The organism is Kineosporia sp. R_H_3 (assembly GCF_002198675.1).
Taxonomy (GTDB): Bacteria; Actinomycetota; Actinomycetes; order Actinomycetales; family Kineosporiaceae; genus R-H-3.
Map to the genome: position 1 here is coordinate 1 of NZ_MWLL01000099.1, position 16,177 is coordinate 16,177.

Consider the following 16,177-nt stretch of genomic DNA (forward strand, 5'->3'; position numbering starts at 1 on the left):
TGCTCTCCCGGGCGGCGCTCGCGACGCTGTGGCGGCGCGCGGGGGAGCTGCCCGTGCCGGCCGCGATGCCGGCCCCGGCCCCGGCCGAGCAAAGGCCCGCCGCCCCGGAGGCCGCCGCCCGGCGCCTCGCCGGGCTGCTCGAGGACCGCGAGACCGGGCTGCTCGACGAGTGGCTCGCCACCGCCGCGGCCCGCGGGTACGTCGTGCCGCCCGCCCTGCTGCCGGACCTGCTCGACCGTGGCTCCCGGCTCGCCGCCGTCCGGCCGGCGCTGCGCGTCGTGGCCGGCGAGCGCGGGCTCTGGCTCGCCCGGCAGCGCCCCGAGTGGGCGTGGTTGGCGCGGCTCGCCGACGAGGTGGCCGGGGCGGGGCAGGACGGGGCCGGGCCGCCGGACCTGTCCGACGAGGCCTGGCGGCTCGGGGACCAGGCCGCCCGGCTGCGCTGGGTCGCCGCCGTCCGGGCCGCCGACCCGGCCCGCGCCCTCGCCGCGGTCGAGCAGACCTGGCGCTCCGAGCCCGGCCCGGCGCGTGCCGGTCTGCTCGCTGCGCTCGCCGAGGGGCTCGGCGCCGCCGACGAGCCACTCCTCGAACGCGCGCTCGACGACCGCCGCAAGGACGTCCGCGAGACCGCGGCCCGGCTGCTCGCCGCGCTGCCGGGGTCGGCGCTCGGGGAGCGGATGGCGGCGCGGGCGCGGGCCGCCGTCCGGCTCGAGCGCGGGCTGCTGCGCACCCGGCTCGTCGTCGAGGTCCCCGACGACCTCGACGCGGCCGCCGTCCGCGACGGCGTCGTCGACCCGCCCGCGAACAGCCCCACGACGGCGGGGACCGGGCGCCGGGCCGGGTGGCTGCGCCAGATCGTCGCTGCGGCACCGCTGTCGGCGTGGGCCGACCTCGGGCCGCCCGACCGGGCCGTCGCGACGACCGTGGCCGACGGCTGGGCACCGGTGCTGCACGCGGGCTGGGCCGCCGCCGCGGGCCGGGAGGGGTCCCTCGCGTGGGCCGAGGCCCTGCTCGGCGCCGGCGTCGACCTCGGCGACGGCCTCGGCGCGGACCGGGTCGCTGCGCTGCTCGGCGCGCTGCCCGAGGGTGACCGGGCCCGGGTCGCCGCGCTCGTCGTCCGGCACGCGCTCGGCCGGCTCGCCGCCCGGGAGGTGCCGGCGGACACCCCGGCGGTGCTCGCCGCGGCGCTCGCCGGCTGCCCCCGGTCCTGGCCGCCCGCGCTCGTGGACGCCGTCCTCGAGTGGCTCGGCGCGGCGGCCGCGCGGCTGCCGCTGTGGCCCTACCAGGGGCTCGTCGACCTGCTCGTCCACGCGTTGCCGCCCGGGGCCGCGCCCCGGGTCGGCGGCCTCGCCCGGCCCACGACCGAGGACGGCGCCCGCTGGGCGAACCGCCTGCACCGGGCCGCGACCACCCTGACCACCCGCGCCGAGATGCTCGAGGAGCTCCGATGACGACGACCGACCTCCCTGCCGGTGACGCCCGGCCGCAGGCGGCCCTGCTGCGTCCGCACGCCGAGCAGCAGTTCGCCGCCGAGCTCGCGGCGCTGGCCGCGCAGGACGCCGCGCAGGGCAGCGCGCGGCCGCCGTCGTGGGTGCTCTCCCCGGGGGCCGTCGTCACGTACCTGCTCGGCGGCACGACCGCCGACGGCACCGTCGTCACGCCGAAGTACGTCGGGCCGCGCCGGCTCGTCGAGGTGGCCGTCGCCACCCTCGCCACGGACCGGGCGCTGCTCCTGCTCGGGGTCCCGGGGACGGCGAAGACCTGGGTCTCCGAGCACCTCGCGGCGGCGGTGTCGGGGGACTCGACGCTGCTCGTGCAGGGCACGTCGGGCACCGCGGAGGAGTCGATCCGCTACGGCTGGAACTACGCGCGGCTCCTCGCCGAGGGGCCCTCGCCCGCGGCGATCGTCGCGTCGCCGGTCATGACCGCGATGGCCGACGGCCGGATCGCCCGCGTCGAGGAGCTGACCCGGATCCCCTCGGACGTCCAGGACGCGCTCATCACGATCCTGTCGGAGAAGACCCTGCCGGTGCCGGAGCTCGGCACCGAGGTACAGGCCGCCAAGGGCTTCAACGTCATCGCCACGGCGAACAACCGCGACCGCGGCGTCAACGAGCTGTCGTCGGCGCTGCGCCGCCGGTTCAACACCGTCGTCCTGCCGCTGCCGGCCGGGGAGGACGAGGAGGTCGAGATCGTCTCCCGCCGGGTGGAGCAGCTCGGCCGCGCCCTCGAGCTGCCCGAGGTGCCCGCCGCGATGGAGGAGATCCGTCGCGTCGTCACGGTGTTCCGGGAGCTGCGCTCCGGGGTGACCGCCGACGGCCGCACCACGCTCAAGTCCCCGTCGGGGACGCTCTCGACCGCCGAGGCGATCTCCGTCGTCACCCACGGCCTCGCGCTGTCGGCGCACTTCGGGGACGGCGTCCTGCGGGCGCACGACGTCGCCGCGGGGATCCTCGGCGCGGTCGTCCAGGACCCGGTCGCCGACCGCACCGTGTGGACCGAGTACCTCGAGGCGGTCGTGCGGGAGCGGGCCGGCTGGGGCGACTTCTACCGGGCGTGCCGCGAGGTCTCCGGGTGACGGCGGAGCAGCCGTGGGTCGAGGTGCTCGGCGTGCGGCACCACGGGCCGGGCTCGGCCCGCTCGGTGGCCGCCGCGCTCGAGGCGCTGGCGCCCGACTGCGTGCTCGTCGAGGGGCCCGCGGACGCCGACCCGGTGCTCGCGCTCGCCGCGTCGCCGGACATGACCCCGCCGGTCGCGCTGCTCGGCTACGCCGCCGACGCGCCCGGCACCGCCGCGTTCTGGCCGTTCGCGGTGTTCTCCCCGGAGTGGCAGGCGGTCTCGTACGCGCTGCGGCACGGCGTCCGGCTGCAGCTGTGCGACCTGCCCGCCGCGGTGTCGCTCGCCCAGCGGGAGGCGGACGCCGGGCCCGGGCCGGACGGCGACGCGAGCCGGGACCCTGACGGTGACCCGCACGGTGACCCCGAAGGTGACCCGGGCCCGGACCGCGCCGGCGAGTCGCTGCGCGCGCAGGCCCGGACGGACCCGATCGCCCTCCTCGCGCACGCCGCCGGTCACGACGACCCCGAACGGTGGTGGGACGACGTCGTCGAGTCCCGGGGAGCCGTCGCCGCCGCGCAGGCGCCGCCGAGCCCTGACGGCGGTCGTGCGCACCCGGCGCTCGGCGCGTTCGCGGCCGTCGCCGAGGCGATGACCGTGCTGCGCGAGGCGGTCCCGACACCCGAGGGTCCCGAGCGCGACCGGGAGGAGCAGCGCGAGGCGCACATGCGGCAGGTGCTGCGCGCCGTCCTCAGGGACGGCGCCCGCCGGGTCGTCGTCGTGTGCGGCGCCTGGCACGTGCCGGCGCTCACCGGCGCACTCCCGACGGCGACCGCCGACGCCCGCCGGCTGCGCGGGCTGCCGAGGCGCAAGGTCGTGCTCACCTGGGTGCCCTGGACGCACTCGCGGCTCGCCTACGCGTCCGGGTACGGCGCGGGCGTCGAGTCGCCGGGCTGGTACCACCACCTCTTCACCGCCCCCGACCGGACCGTGACGCGGTGGATGACCCGGGTGGCTGGCGTCCTCCGCGCGCAGGACCTGCCGGTCTCGAGCGCGCACGTCATCGAGTCCGTCCGGCTCGCGGAGGCGCTCGCGACGCTGCGCGGCCGGCCGCTCGCCGGGCTCGCCGAGGTCACCGAGGCGACCCGGGCCGTGCTCTGCGAGGGGGACGACGTCGCGCTCGCGAGCGTCACGAGCGCCCTCGTCGTCGGCGAGCGGCTCGGCGGCGTGCCCGACGACGCCCCCGTCGTCCCGCTCATGGCCGACCTGCGCGCGCAGGCCCGCCGGCTGCGGCTCAAGCCCGACGCCGCCGAGCGCGTGCTCGACCTGGACCTGCGGACCGGGACCGACCGCGCCCGCTCGGTGCTCCTGCACCGGCTCACGCTGCTCGACCTGCCGTGGGGGGTCGCCGCCGACGGCGGCGTCCGGTCGACCGGCACCTTCCGCGAGACGTGGGCGCTGCGGTGGACGCCGTCGCTCGAGGTCGCCGCCGTCGAGGCGTCGATGTGGGGCGCGACGGTCGCGGCGGCCGCCGGTGAGCGCGTCGTCGCCACGGCGCAGGGCCGCGCCGGCGGTGCCGCCGACGCTCCGGGGGCAGGTCGCGCGCCGACCCTGCCCGGGCTCGCCGCCCTCGTCCGGTCCTGCCTGCTCGCCGACCTCCCCGACGCGACCGACCGGCTGCTCGCCGCGCTCGCCGACCGGGCGGCTCGGGACACCGACGTCGCCCATCTCATGGCCGCTCTGCCCGGTCTCGTCGAGGCGCAGCGGTACGGGGACGTCCGGCAGACCGACACCGAGGCCCTCGGCCGGGTCGCCGACACCCTCCTCGTGCGGATCTGCGCCGGGCTGCCCGCAGCCGTCTCCGCGCTCGACGACGACGGCGCGGCGGCGCTGCGGACGCACGTCGAGGCGGTGCACGCCGCCGTCGCGCTGCGCGCCGTCCCGCAGGACCGGGACCGCTGGCTCGACACCCTGCACGGCCTCGTCGACCGGGCCGACGTCCACGGGCTGCTCGTCGGTCGCGCCGTCCGCCTGCTGCGTGACGCGGGCCGGGTCGACCCCGCCGACGCGGCCGCGCGGCTCGGGCGGGCGCTCTCCGTCGGGGCCGACGCCCCGGCGAAGGCGGCGTGGGTCGAGGGCTTCCTCGCGGGCGGCGGCCTGCTGCTCGTCCACGACGCCGACCTGCTCGCGCTGCTGGACCGCTGGGTCCGGGGCCTGCGGGAGCAGGAGTTCGTCGACGTCCTGCCGCTCGTGCGCCGCAGCTTCGGGGCGTTCGAGGCGGGGGAGCGGCGGGCCGTCGCGGACCGGGTGCGGGCCCTGCCCGTCGGCGCGGCGGGCGGTGCGCGCCCCGGGGCCGGCGCCGGCTGGCCGGACGTCGACCCCGACCGGGCGGCGGCCGCCCTCGGGACCGTCGCCGCGATCCTCGGGCTCTCGGAGGCACTGCGATGACCACTGACGACCCGGCGGTGCACACGCCCGTTCGCGACGTCGACGAGCCCGAGCGGCTGCGGCGCTGGCGGCTGCTGCTCGGCGGCGCGGGCGGTGACGGGCTCGGCGGCCTCTCCGGGGCGGACGCGGGGATGGACGCCGCGCTGGCCGCCCTCTACGACAGCGTGCCCGGTGCGGGCCGCGGCGGCGGGCCGGGTGCCGGGGGCCCGCGGTCGGCCGGGCTCGGCGGCTCCGCACCGCGGGTGGCGCGCTGGCTCGGCGACATCCGGTCGTACTTCCCGACGACCGTCGTCCAGGTCATGCAGCGCGACGCCGTCGACCGGCTCGGTCTGACCCGGATGCTCCTCGAGCCGGAGCTGCTCGCGGCCGTCGAGCCGGACGTCCACCTCGTCGGCACCCTGCTGTCGCTCAACGGGGTCATGCCCGAGACGACGAAGGAGACTGCACGCCAGGTCGTCCGGACGGTCGTCGAGGAGATCGAGCGCCGGCTCGCGGACCGGACACGGGCCGCGGTCACCGGAGCGCTCGACCGCTCCTCCCGGACCGCGCGACCGCGGCACCGCGACATCGACTGGAACCGCACGATCCGCGCCAACCTCGCGCACTACCTGCCCGAGCACCGGACGGTCGTCCCGCAGCGGCTCGTCGGGTACGGGCGGCGGCAGCAGGTCGTGCAGCGCGACGTCGTCCTCGCGATCGACCAGTCGGGCTCGATGGCCGCCAGCGTCGTCTACGCGTCGGTCTTCGGGTGCGTGCTCGCGTCGATGCGGTCGCTGCGGACCTCGCTCGTCGTCTTCGACACCGAGGTCGTCGACCTCACCGAGCACCTCACCGACCCGGTCGACGTCCTCTTCGGCACCCAGCTCGGCGGCGGCACGGACATCAACCGGGCCATCGCGTACAGCCGGTCCCTCGTGACCCGGCCGGCGGAGACGCTCTTCGTGCTCGTCAGCGACCTGTACGAGGGCGGCGTCCGCGACGAGATGCTCAAGCGCATCGCGGCGATGCAGGCCGACGGGGTGCAGGTCGTCGTGCTCCTCGCGCTGTCCGACGAGGGGGCGCCCTCGTTCGACGCGGAGAACGCCGCGGCGCTCGCCGCGCTGGGCGTCCCGGCGTTCGCCTGCACGCCCGACGCCTTCCCCGACCTGCTCGCCGTCGCACTCGCGAAGGGGGACGTCGGCCGGTGGGCGGCACGGGAGCAGGTCGCCGCCCGGTGAGACCGCGCCGTCTAGAGTCTGCCCTCGTGACGACTGATCGACGGGCCCGGGCGACCGGGCGACGGTGGGCGCTGCCCGTGGCCGGCCTGCTCGCCCTGACGGTGCTCGCGGGCTGCGGCAGCGCCTCGTCCGGGGCGACGGGCGGGAGCACGAGCGGGTCGTCCGAGGAGTCCGAGGGCCCGATGACGGCGCCGCCGGCCGGGTCGTCGTCCGCGGCGGCGGCGCCGGCGGGCGAGATCGCGCCCGAGGCGGTCACCGGCGGACCGCTGCTCCAGCAGGAGCCGAAGCAGGTCAAGGCCCCGGAGCCGATCGAGGGCCTGCTCGCCTGGGACACCTCGGGCTACGACGAGGAGACCACCCCGCCCGGCGCGCTCGAGCACAACCACGTCGCCGAGTCGGTGAGCTACGCCGTGATCCCGCCGGTGGGCGGCCCGCACAACGGGATCTGGCTCAACGCCGGGGTGTACACCGCTCCGGTCCCGAGCGAGCGCGCCGTGCACGACCTCGAGCACGGCGCCGTCTGGATCACCTACCGACCCGGCCTCGCCGCCGCCGACGTCGCGGCCCTCACCGCGTTCGTCGAGAAGCAGCAGCCGATCGAGCAGCAGGGCGCGCCGGGGCAGTCGAACCGGTACGTCCTCATGAGCCCGTGGGCCGACGAGAAGCTGCCCGCGCCGGTCGTCATCAGCGCGTGGGGCTACCAGCTGCGCGTCGACTCCCCGTCGGACCCGCGGCTGCAGACCTTCGTCGACACGTTCCGGCACAGCCAGAAGTACAGCCCGGAGTTCGGCTCACCGGTGGACGGCGTGCCGATCCTCACGGGCGGCCGCCCGGCGACCGCCGGGTCGGCGCTGCCGAACCCCGAGGGCGCCGTCGGCTGAGGCGGGCTCTCCCGGAGGACGCCCTACAGCGGGTTCGGACCCGGCCCGTCGAAGGCCTCGGGGCCGCGCGGGTCGTCCGCCGCACCCGGCGTCGTGGCGTCCGCGCCCTCCGTCGGGTTCCGCCCGGCGTCCGTGCCGTCGCCGGACGGCTCGAAGGTGCCGTGGTCGTCGTCGGTGCCCGCCGGGCCGGTGCCGTCGCCCGGCGCGAGGACGTCGTCCTCCCGCAGGTCGCCGGCGGCGTCCTTGGCCTCGTCGATGCGGTCCTGGACGGCGCTCAGTCGGTCGTCGTCCGCGACGACGGCGGCGGGATCGCGGCGTTCGACGTGCTCGGTGGGGCTGGTCTCGGTCATGCGTCAGAAGTGCCCGAGGAACGACCTGCCAAACCCGGTCGTTCAGGCCCGGAAGTACTCCAGGGGAACCTTTCGCAGGAAGGTGCCGTCCTTCAGCCTCAGGTCGAAGGACGTCGTCAACCAGCCCTTTCGGATCCGCGTGATCTGGCCGCCGGATCCGGGTGGGTAGACCTTTCCGAAGAATGAGGTTCTGTACGCTTTCGTGAAGATGAGGAAAACGCCCAGCTTGTACGCTTCGGCCATCTCGAACCCCGTGGTCCTGAATCGCACGAACAGGGCGCGTCCCCACGAGAAGCGGAACCCCGTCGCCCGCATCATTCGCCCGTGATCGTCACCATAAACGATCACCACGTGACGGGGTATGACAATTACTTGTCATTCTTCGAGGCATCGAAAGGGATTCTCCGGATGGTCGAACGAAACTCATGAATGAGTCGATGGTCGTGTCCTTCTGCACGCTATGACGTGCAGAAGGACACAACCATCGACCCGACCATCACCGCAGCCTCGGGAAAGACGTCGCTCCGCTGCGCGCATTCTCCTCTGGCCGGCCACCAGAGGACGATCACCCGCGCCGGGCCGTCACCCCTCACGCACGAGCAGCGCGACGGGCAGCGCCTCGAGCAAGTCCGCGAGGCGGACCGCGCCGCCGTCCACCGTGACGCCGGTGAGCACGTCGCGCCACTGCCCCTCGGGGACGAAGATCGTGTGGTCGCCCCAGCCGCCGTGGCGTTCGAGGGCGACGGGCAGGCGGGTCACGACGGTCACCGCGGACGGCGTCGGGGCGGCGCCGTCACCGTTCCCGTTGCCGATCCGGGGGCCGCGGGCGAAGGCGAGGGCGTTGCCGGTCGTCGTCCCGACGGGGGCGTAGCCGGAGGCCGGGCCGGCGAACCAGTCCGGGTGGTCACGGCGCAGCCGCAGCGCGCGCGAGGTGACGAGCAGCTTCTCGTCGCCGAGGTCCTGCGGCTTCTCGCCGGCGTCGAGCCGGGCGAGCCGGTCGCGGCGGTCGTCGAAGTCCACGTCGCGGCGGTTGTCCGGGTCGACGAGCGACAGGTCGACGGTCTCGCAGCCCTGGTACACGTCGGGGACGCCGGGCATCGTCAGCTGGGTGAGCTTCTGCCCCAGCGTGTTCACGCGGGCGACGGGGTCGAGGAGGGCGTCGAACCGTGCGACGTCGCCGAGCAGCGCCTCGTCGCCGAGCACGGCCGCGGCGTAGCCCTGGACCGCCTCGTCGTAGGCGGGGTCCGGGCGGGTCCACCACGTGTACCGCTTGGCCTCGCGGGTCGCCTTCTCCAGGTAGGGGCCGAGCCGGTCGAGCGGGATCGGGTCGCCGTCCCACGTGCCGACGAGGGTCTGCCAGAGCAGGTACTGGGTGGCCGGGTCCGGGTGCCCCTCGGACGACCTGAAGCGCAGCGCCTGCTCGGTCCAGCCGCGGACCGCCTCGGCCCACTCCTCGGTGAGTTCCGACAGCCCGGCCAGCCGGGCGCGGACGTCCTCGGAGCGCTTCGTGTCGTGGGTCGACAGCGTCGTCATCGTCGCCGGCCAGTCCCGGGCGAGCCGGGCCGCGTACGCGTGGAACTCCTCGGGCGGAACGCCGAAGTGCGTCGGGTCGCCGCCGACCTCGTTGAGCGCGACGAGCCGGTGCCAGCGGTAGAACGCGGTGTCCTCGACGCCCTTGGCCATGACCGGTCCGCAGGTCTGCTGGAACCGGACGGCGAGCTCACGGCGGCGCGCGGCCTCCCGGCCGTCGAACGCCAGGGTGCCGGTCGGTCGGGCGAGGACGAGGTCGACGACGACGTCGAGCGCCTCGCGGGCCTCCTCGGGCAGCTTCTCGCGGGCCCGGACCGCGGCCGCCTCGACGACGGCGACCTGCTCGGCGGGCGCCGGCTCGTCCGGGACGACGTAGGCCCGGTAGCGGTCGAACGCGACGAGCAGCTCGACGAGCGCCGCCTGCAGGTGCCGGCGCGGGTGGTCGCGCAGGGCGACGTCCGCGTGGCAGGTCTCGAAGACGAGGTCGGTGAGCCGGTGCACCTCGGCGTAGAGGCTCTGCTCGACGACCTCGCGCTTGGCCTGGTCGACGACGGCGTCGAACGACTCGGTCTCGCCGGTGAGCTCGACGAGCAGCCGGTCGAGCGGTGCGGCGCCCGCCGGGTCGACGAAGACGCCGCCGACCCGCATGAGCGCGTCGTAGCCGGTCGTCCCGGCGCACGCCCAGTCGGCGGGCAGCGACTCGTCGCCCTCGACGATCTTCTCCACGACGACCCAGGTGCCCCCGGTCGCCTCGGCGAGCCGGTCCAGGTAGCCGCGGGGGTCGGCGAGACCGTCCGGGTGGTCGATCCGCAGCCCGGTCAGGGCGCCGGACGCGACGAGGTCGACGAGCACCCGGTGCGTGAGGTCGAAGACCTCGGGGTGCTCCACCCGGACGGCGGCCAGCGTGTCGACGTCGAAGAACCGGCGGTAGTTGAGCTCCTCGTCGGCGACCCGCCACCACGCGAGCCGGTACCACTGCCGGTCGACGAGCTCCTCGAGCGGGAGCGTGTCGGTGCCGGGCCGGATCGGGAACTCCTTGTCGAAGTAGCGCAGCACCGGCTCGGCACCCGTCCGGTCGACGGTGATCTCGCCGCGGACGAGCGCGGTGCCGATCCGGTCACCGAGCACGGGCATGAGGACAGCCCGGTCCGGCACCGACCAGTCGACGTCGAACCAGTCCGCGAACGGCGAGGCCGGGCCGTCGCGCAGCACCGACCAGAGCGCGTGGTTGAGCCGCACCGGGGTGGGGACGGCCATGTGGTTCGGGACGACGTCCGCGACCGCCGACAGCCCTTGCGCCGACAGCGCGGCCGTCATGCGGTCGAAGGCCTCCCGGCCCCCGGCCTGCGTCGAGAGCAGGTCGTGGTCGACGACGTCGTAGCCGTGCGTCGAGCCCGGCGTCGCCTCGAGCACGGGGGAGAGGTAGACGTGCGTGACCCCGAGCGCGGCGAGGTGGCCGGCGAGCGCGGCGACGTCGTCGAAGCCGAACCCCGGGCGCAGCTGCACCCGGTAGGTGCTCGTCGGGCACGCGTCAGCGGCCGTCATGCGTGCTGCCCGGGGACGGGCTCCGTGCTCCCGTCCGACCACGGTTCCCCGGCGAGCTCCGCCGCGAGCTCGTCGGGGAGGGTGTACCGCGGCTGTGCCGGGACGGCGGGGCGTGGTGCGTAGCTGCGGGCCCGGGCCCCGAGCGCGGGCCGCGGCGGCGGCAGGTTCTTGCCCGAGCGGTCGCCGCGCGGCAGCGTCTTCGGGTCCGTGCCCTGCGGGACGGCCCGGGCGCTGCTCGGGGTCTGCGCGGTGGCGGTCGCGGCGGCCGACATCGTCGCGTCGCCCGCGAGGTCCAGCGGACGGCGCAGGACGACGAGCGACCGGGACGCGACGACGAGCACGTCGCCGGGGGCGAAGGTGTCGCCGCCCTCGATGCCGCTCGTCTCGTCGTCCGCGGTGTCGACGACGACCGACCAGAAGGTGCCGTACTCCTTCGGCGGCATGGTGAACTCGAGGTCCTCGTAGTGCGCGTTGAAGACGATGAGGAACGAGTCGTCGAGAACCTTCTGGCCGCGCTTGTCCGGCTCGACGATCCGCTCGCCGTTGAGGAACACCTGGACGGCCCGGGCGTAGCCGTTCTGCCAGTCCTGGGACTGCATCGGCGTGCCGGCCGGGGTCAGCCAGTCGATGTCGCCGACGTCGCTGCGGCCGCCCTGGTCGGGCGCACCGGCGAAGAACCGGCGGCGGCGGAACACCGGGTGCTGCTTGCGCAGCGCGATGAGGTGCTGGGTGAACGCGAGCAGCTCGTCCTGCCACTCCTCGAGCTTCCAGTCGACCCAGGAGATCTCGTTGTCCTGGCAGTAGCCGTTGTTGTTGCCGCCCTGGCTGCGGCCCAGCTCGTCGCCGTGCAGGAGCATCGGGACGCCCTGGCTCAGCATGAGGCTCGCGATGAAGTTGCGCTGCTGCCGGGCGCGCAGCGCGACGACCGTCTCGTCGTCGGTGTCGCCCTCGGCGCCGCAGTTCCACGACCGGTTGTGGCTCTCGCCGTCGTTGTTGCCCTCGCCGTTCGCCTCGTTGTGCTTCTCGTTGTACGACACGAGGTCGCGCATCGTGAAGCCGTCGTGCGCGGTGACGAAGTTGATGCTCGCGATGGGGTGCCGGCCGTCGTCCTGGTAGAGGTCGCTGGACCCGGTGATCCGGGACGCGAACTCGCCGAGCGTCGCCGGCTCGCCGCGCCAGAAGTCGCGGACGGTGTCGCGGTACTTGCCGTTCCACTCGGTCCACAGCGGCGGGAAGTTGCCGACCTGGTAGCCGCCCTCGCCGATGTCCCACGGCTCGGCGATGAGCTTGACCTGGGAGATGACCGGGTCCTGCTGGACGATGTCGAAGAACGCGCTGAGCCGGTCGACCTCGTGGAACTGCCGGGCCAGGGTGGCCGCGAGGTCGAAGCGGAAGCCGTCGACGTGCATCTCCTGCACCCAGTAGCGCAGCGAGTCCATGATGAGCTGCAGGACGTGCGGGTGCCGCATGAGCAGGCTGTTGCCGGTGCCCGTCGTGTCGTAGTAGTGCGAGCGGTCCTCGTCGACGAGGCGGTAGTAGGCGCCGTTGTCGATGCCGCGGAAGCACAGCGTCGGGCCCATGTGGTTGCCCTCGGCCGTGTGGTTGTAGACGACGTCGAGGATGACCTCGATGTTCGCCTCGTGCAGGGCCCGGACCATCGCCTTGAACTCCTGCACCTGCTGCCCGCGCTGGCCGGCCGAGGAGTAGGAGTTGTGCGGGGCGAAGAAGCCGATCGTGTTGTAGCCCCAGTAGTTGGCCAGGCCCTTGTCGACGAGCGTCGTGTCCTGCACGAACTGGTGCACGGGCATGAGCTCGACCGCGGTGACGCCGAGGTCGGTGAGGTGCTGGATGACGCTCGGGTGCCCCATCGCCGCGTAGCTGCCGCGGATGTCGTCCGGGATGCCGGGGTGGGTCATCGTCAGGCCCTTGACGTGGGCCTCGTAGATGACGCTCTCGTGGTACTCGTGGCGCGGCGGACGGTCGTTGCCCCAGTCGAAGTACGGGTTGACGACGACGGACATCATCGTGTGCCCGAGGCTGTCGAGGTCGTTGAACTTGTCCTGGTCGTCGAACCGGTAGGAGAAGAGCGACTCGTGGCCGTCGATCTGGCCCTCGATCGCCTTCGCGTACGGGTCGAGGAGGATCTTCGAGGGGTTGCAGCGGCAGCCGGTCGACGGGTCGTACGGGCCGTGCACCCGGAACCCGTAGCGCTGGCCGGGGCCGATCCGGGGGATGTAGCAGTGCCACACGAAGCCGTCGACCTCGGAGAGCTCGATGCGCTCCTCGGTGCCGTCGCTGCTCACGAGGCAGAGCGCGACCCTGTCGGCCATCTCCGAGAACAGGGCGAAGTTCGTCCCCGCGCCGTCGAAGGTCGCCCCGAGCGGGTACGGAACACCGGGCCAGATCTCCACTGCACTCCCCATCACGAACGCAGGCCGCCCACGTCCGGGCGCCTGCCGAATTGTGTCGATGCACCTGCGGCACTGCCCGTCGAACGGGCCCCCACGCCTGGTCCGGTCCATCCCTCCCCGTGACCAACGCCACGTCGTCCGTCGTGCGCGGTCACCTCACGCGGGCAGCGCCCGGTCGACGATCGTCTGCGTCGAGCGCCGGCCGACCGGCAGGGTGCCGAACAACGTCCCGCCGCCGCCCGCGACCCGGGTCGCGAGGAAGGCCGACGACACCGGCCCCGGTGCGTACCGCACGAGCAGCGCCGCCTGCAGCACGACGGCGAGCCGCTCGACCATCCATCGTGCACCGCCCTCGACCGCCCCGGGGTCGCGACGCGCCTCACGGGCCGCGGCCTGGAGGAAACCGGCCACCTCGTCCATCGCCGCGTCGAGGCGCTGGTCCGCGCCCCGGGCCCGGTCGACCTCGCCGAGCAGGACCTCCATCGACCGCGGCTGGACCGACATCGCCCGCAGCACGTCGAGGGCGTTGATGTTCCCGGTACCTTCCCACATCGAGGACGCCGGGGAGTCCCGGAAGAACCGGGCCACCCCGTGCTCCTCGACGTACCCGTTGCCGCCGAGGCACTCCATCGCCTCGGCGAGGAGCACGACGGCACGCTTGGAGACCCAGTACTTGGCGACGGGGACGGCGACCCGCAGGAAGTCCGTCTCGCCCGCGTCGACGGCGGCCGCCAGGCGCATCGCGAGCAGCGTCGCCGCCTCGCTCTCGAGGGCGAGGTCGGCGAGGACGTTCTGCATGAGCGGCTTGTCCGCCAGGGGCGAGCCGAACGCGTGCCGGTGCCGCGCGTGGTGGACGGCGCGGACGACACCGGCCCGCATGAGGCCCGCCGAGGAGACGACGCCGTCCAGGCGCGTCGAGGCCGCGATGTCGGTGAGCACCCGCAGCCCGCGCCCCTCGTCGCCGAGCCGGACCCCCCAGGTGTCCGCGAGCTCGACCTCGGCGGCCGCGCCGGAGCGCTGCCCCACGGTCTCCTTGAGCCGCATGAGCCGCCACGTGTTGCGCGACCCGTCCGCGAGCACCCGCGGCACGAGGAACGTCGTGAGACCGCCGGGGGCGTGCGCGAGCACGACGCTCACGTCGCTCATCGGCGAGGAGCAGAACCACTTCTGCCCGGTGAGCCGGTACGTCTCGCCGGACTCCAGCGGCCCGCCGGGCTCCGGGGCGGCGACGGTCCGCGTCGTCCGCAGGTCGCTGCCCGCCTGCCGCTCGGTGACGGCCAGGCCGGCGAGGCTGCCGAGCTTCTCCGCGGGCGGGCGCAGGCTCGACTCGTAGGCCCGGGAGGCGAGCCGGGGGAGCCAGACCTTCTCCAGGTCGGGGTCGGCGCGCAGCCCCGGGACGACCGCGTAGCTCGTCGTCAGGGCACCGGTGTGGCCGGTCTCGAGCTGGGACCACACGAGCAGCGCCGCCGCCCGCGCCGCGTGCGCCGCGGCGTCCGCCCCGCCCTCCCAGGGCCCGGCGGTGAGCCCGGCCCGGACCCCGGCCTGGAGCAGCCGGTGCCACGCGGGGTGGTACTCGACCTCGTCGACCCGGCGCCCGAACGGGTCGTGGGTGCGCAGGTGGGGCGGGTTGGTGTCGACGAACTCGGCCCACCGCAGGGCGCGGGGCGAGCCGGCCTGGCGGCCGAGGTCGCGCAGCCGGCCGAGGTGCTGCTCGGCCCCGTACCGGCGGACGGCCTCGACGAGCACGGTGTCCTCACCGAACAGATCGCGGTCGACCGGTTGCGGAACGAGGTTGAGGTCGTCGTCCGACTCGGCCACGGAAGCCACCGTACCCACCCAGATGGCCCAGGACGACCATCCTCACGGTGCGTGATTGGCGCGGCGGGCCGCGGGGCGTGTCGCGGGTGGTTACCGTGGTGCCGTGAGCGCGGAGACGCAGGTGCGGCGCCGGGGGTCCGTACCCGTCCCGAGCACGGAGAGGATTCAGGTGCGGCAGGCCCTGGCGGTCCTCGGCCGGCTGACGGCCGGGACGTTCCGGATCTGCATGCGCTACCGGGTGACCGGGCTGGCGGCGGAGGCCGGCTTCTTCACGCTGCTGTCGATGCCGCCGCTCGTCCTCGGTCTCGTCGCGAGCATCGGGTTCGTCGGCCAGCGGCTCGGCCAGGACGTCCTCGCCGACCTCCAGGACCGGATCCGGCAGCTCGCCGAGACCTTCCTCACGCCCGACGCCGTCTCCACGGTCATCCTGCCGACCTTCGAGGATGTCCTCGACGGCGGCCGCGGGGAGATCGTCTCCATCGGCTTCCTGCTGTCGCTGTGGTCGGGCTCGCGGGCGCTCAACGTCTACATCGACACCTGCTCGATCATGTACGGGCTCGGCGGCCACCGCGGGATCGTCCGTACCCGGGCGCTGTCGTTCTCGATGTACGTCGCCGCGCTGCTCGTCGGGATCGTCATCCTGCCGCTCATCCTGCTCGGCCCGAACCTGCTCCAGACGTTCCTCTCGCAGCGCATCGACGGGCTGCCGTCGCTGGCCTGGATGTCGTCGCTGTACTGGCCGGTCGTCACCATCCTGACGGTCGTGGCGCTCGCGACGCTCTACCACGTCGCGACCCCGATCCGGACGCCGTGGCGCCGCGACGTCCCGGGAGCGGTCCTGGCCCTCGTCATCTGGGTGCTCGCGAGCTTCGTGCTCCGGGTCGTCATCTCGGCGTCCGTCGGCGGTGCCTCGATCTACGGCCCGCTCGCGACCCCGATCGTCGTCCTCATCTGGATGTACTTCCTGGCGATCGCCGTGCTCATCGGCGCGGCCCTCAACGCGGCCGTCGACGGCCTCTGGCCGCACCCCGCCCGGGTCGCCGCCCGTGAGGAGGGCGGGGGGCACGCGGGGGAGACCCCCGTCACTCCGTCACCCGAGAAGACGGATTCGCCGTAGCGCCCGGCCCGGGTCGGGACGTACCGTCACTGCCATGGGGACACCCTCGCCGCGCGTGGCCGCCCGGCTACGCATGATCACCGGTCGTGTCGTCTCCGCCGACGAGGCGGGGGCGACCGTGCTGACCACCGGTGGCCGCCTCAGAGCGACCTGGGGCTCCGCGCTGCTCGTCGCCTCGGCGTCGTCCCCGGACGCGCTCGCCCGCCGCGGGGACGCCGTCCGCCTCACGGTCTGGCCGGACGGCCGCACGACCCTGGACGCCGTGCTCATGCGCCCCGTGGACCGCAGCGCCTGACGCTCCCGCACC

The 16,177-nt window shown here is 74.8% G+C and carries 12 protein-coding genes; 7 read left to right on the forward strand and 5 right to left on the reverse strand.

From position 1 onward, the window contains the following. From ECOMGDLI_RS34525 to ECOMGDLI_RS09015, 5 genes are all read left to right on the forward strand, one after another. Window positions 1-1,448, forward strand: a 1,448-nt coding sequence (locus tag ECOMGDLI_RS34525) for a DUF5691 domain-containing protein (RefSeq protein WP_088316240.1), incomplete at its 5' end; no start/stop codon positions are given. Further along, window positions 1,445-2,575 carry an AAA family ATPase gene (locus ECOMGDLI_RS09000; protein WP_088316242.1) on the forward strand — a complete coding sequence of 377 codons (1,131 nt, stop codon included), beginning with the start codon at window positions 1,445-1,447 and terminating at the stop codon, window positions 2,573-2,575. The genes ECOMGDLI_RS34525 and ECOMGDLI_RS09000, both read left to right, overlap by 4 nt. Further along, window positions 2,572-5,001 carry a DUF5682 family protein gene (locus tag ECOMGDLI_RS09005; protein ID WP_198954708.1) on the forward strand — a complete coding sequence of 810 codons (2,430 nt, stop codon included), beginning with the start codon at window positions 2,572-2,574 and terminating at the stop codon, window positions 4,999-5,001. The genes ECOMGDLI_RS09000 and ECOMGDLI_RS09005 overlap by 4 nt, the downstream gene beginning before the upstream one ends. Continuing rightward, window positions 4,998-6,218, forward strand: coding sequence for a VWA domain-containing protein (locus ECOMGDLI_RS09010; RefSeq protein WP_088316244.1), 1,221 nt, complete (start codon window positions 4,998-5,000; stop codon window positions 6,216-6,218). Before ECOMGDLI_RS09005 ends, ECOMGDLI_RS09010 begins: the two co-directional genes overlap by 4 nt. Window positions 6,219-6,244: 26 nt before the next feature. Continuing rightward, window positions 6,245-7,099 (forward strand): DUF3105 domain-containing protein, encoded by an 855-nt coding sequence (locus ECOMGDLI_RS09015; protein ID WP_143447594.1) that lies wholly within the window; start codon window positions 6,245-6,247, stop codon window positions 7,097-7,099. A gap of 23 nt (window positions 7,100-7,122) precedes the next feature. Here ECOMGDLI_RS09015 and ECOMGDLI_RS09020 read toward each other — a convergent pair whose 3' ends face one another. From ECOMGDLI_RS09020 to ECOMGDLI_RS09040, 5 genes are all read right to left on the reverse strand, one after another. Next, entirely contained in the window at window positions 7,123-7,449 is a 327-nt protein-coding gene (locus tag ECOMGDLI_RS09020; RefSeq protein WP_088316248.1) for a hypothetical protein, read from the reverse strand. Between the two features lie 42 nt (window positions 7,450-7,491). Continuing rightward, complete coding sequence (locus ECOMGDLI_RS09025; RefSeq protein WP_143447596.1) at window positions 7,492-7,800, reverse strand: hypothetical protein; 309 nt, start codon at window positions 7,798-7,800, stop codon at window positions 7,492-7,494. Window positions 7,801-8,031: 231 nt separating this feature from the next. After that, window positions 8,032-10,524, reverse strand: a complete 2,493-nt coding sequence (gene treY / locus ECOMGDLI_RS09030) for a malto-oligosyltrehalose synthase (protein ID WP_088316273.1) — start codon at window positions 10,522-10,524, stop codon at window positions 8,032-8,034. Further along, a complete protein-coding gene (gene glgX, locus ECOMGDLI_RS09035; RefSeq protein ID WP_088316252.1) occupies window positions 10,521-12,935 on the reverse strand; it encodes a glycogen debranching protein GlgX in 2,415 nt (804 codons plus the stop codon). The genes treY and glgX overlap by 4 nt, the downstream gene beginning before the upstream one ends. A 156-nt stretch (window positions 12,936-13,091) precedes the next feature. After that, entirely contained in the window at window positions 13,092-14,753 is a 1,662-nt protein-coding gene (locus tag ECOMGDLI_RS09040; protein WP_088316254.1) for an acyl-CoA dehydrogenase family protein, read from the reverse strand. A gap of 103 nt (window positions 14,754-14,856) precedes the next feature. Between ECOMGDLI_RS09040 and ECOMGDLI_RS09045 the strand changes: the two genes are divergently transcribed. Both ECOMGDLI_RS09045 and ECOMGDLI_RS09050 read left to right on the forward strand, forming a co-directional pair. Next, entirely contained in the window at window positions 14,857-15,870 is a 1,014-nt protein-coding gene (locus ECOMGDLI_RS09045; RefSeq protein WP_233153376.1) for a YihY/virulence factor BrkB family protein, read from the forward strand. Between the two features lie 34 nt (window positions 15,871-15,904). Then, a complete protein-coding gene (locus tag ECOMGDLI_RS09050; protein WP_143447597.1) occupies window positions 15,905-16,165 on the forward strand; it encodes a hypothetical protein in 261 nt (86 codons plus the stop codon). The last annotated feature ends 12 nt before the right edge of the window (window positions 16,166-16,177 follow it).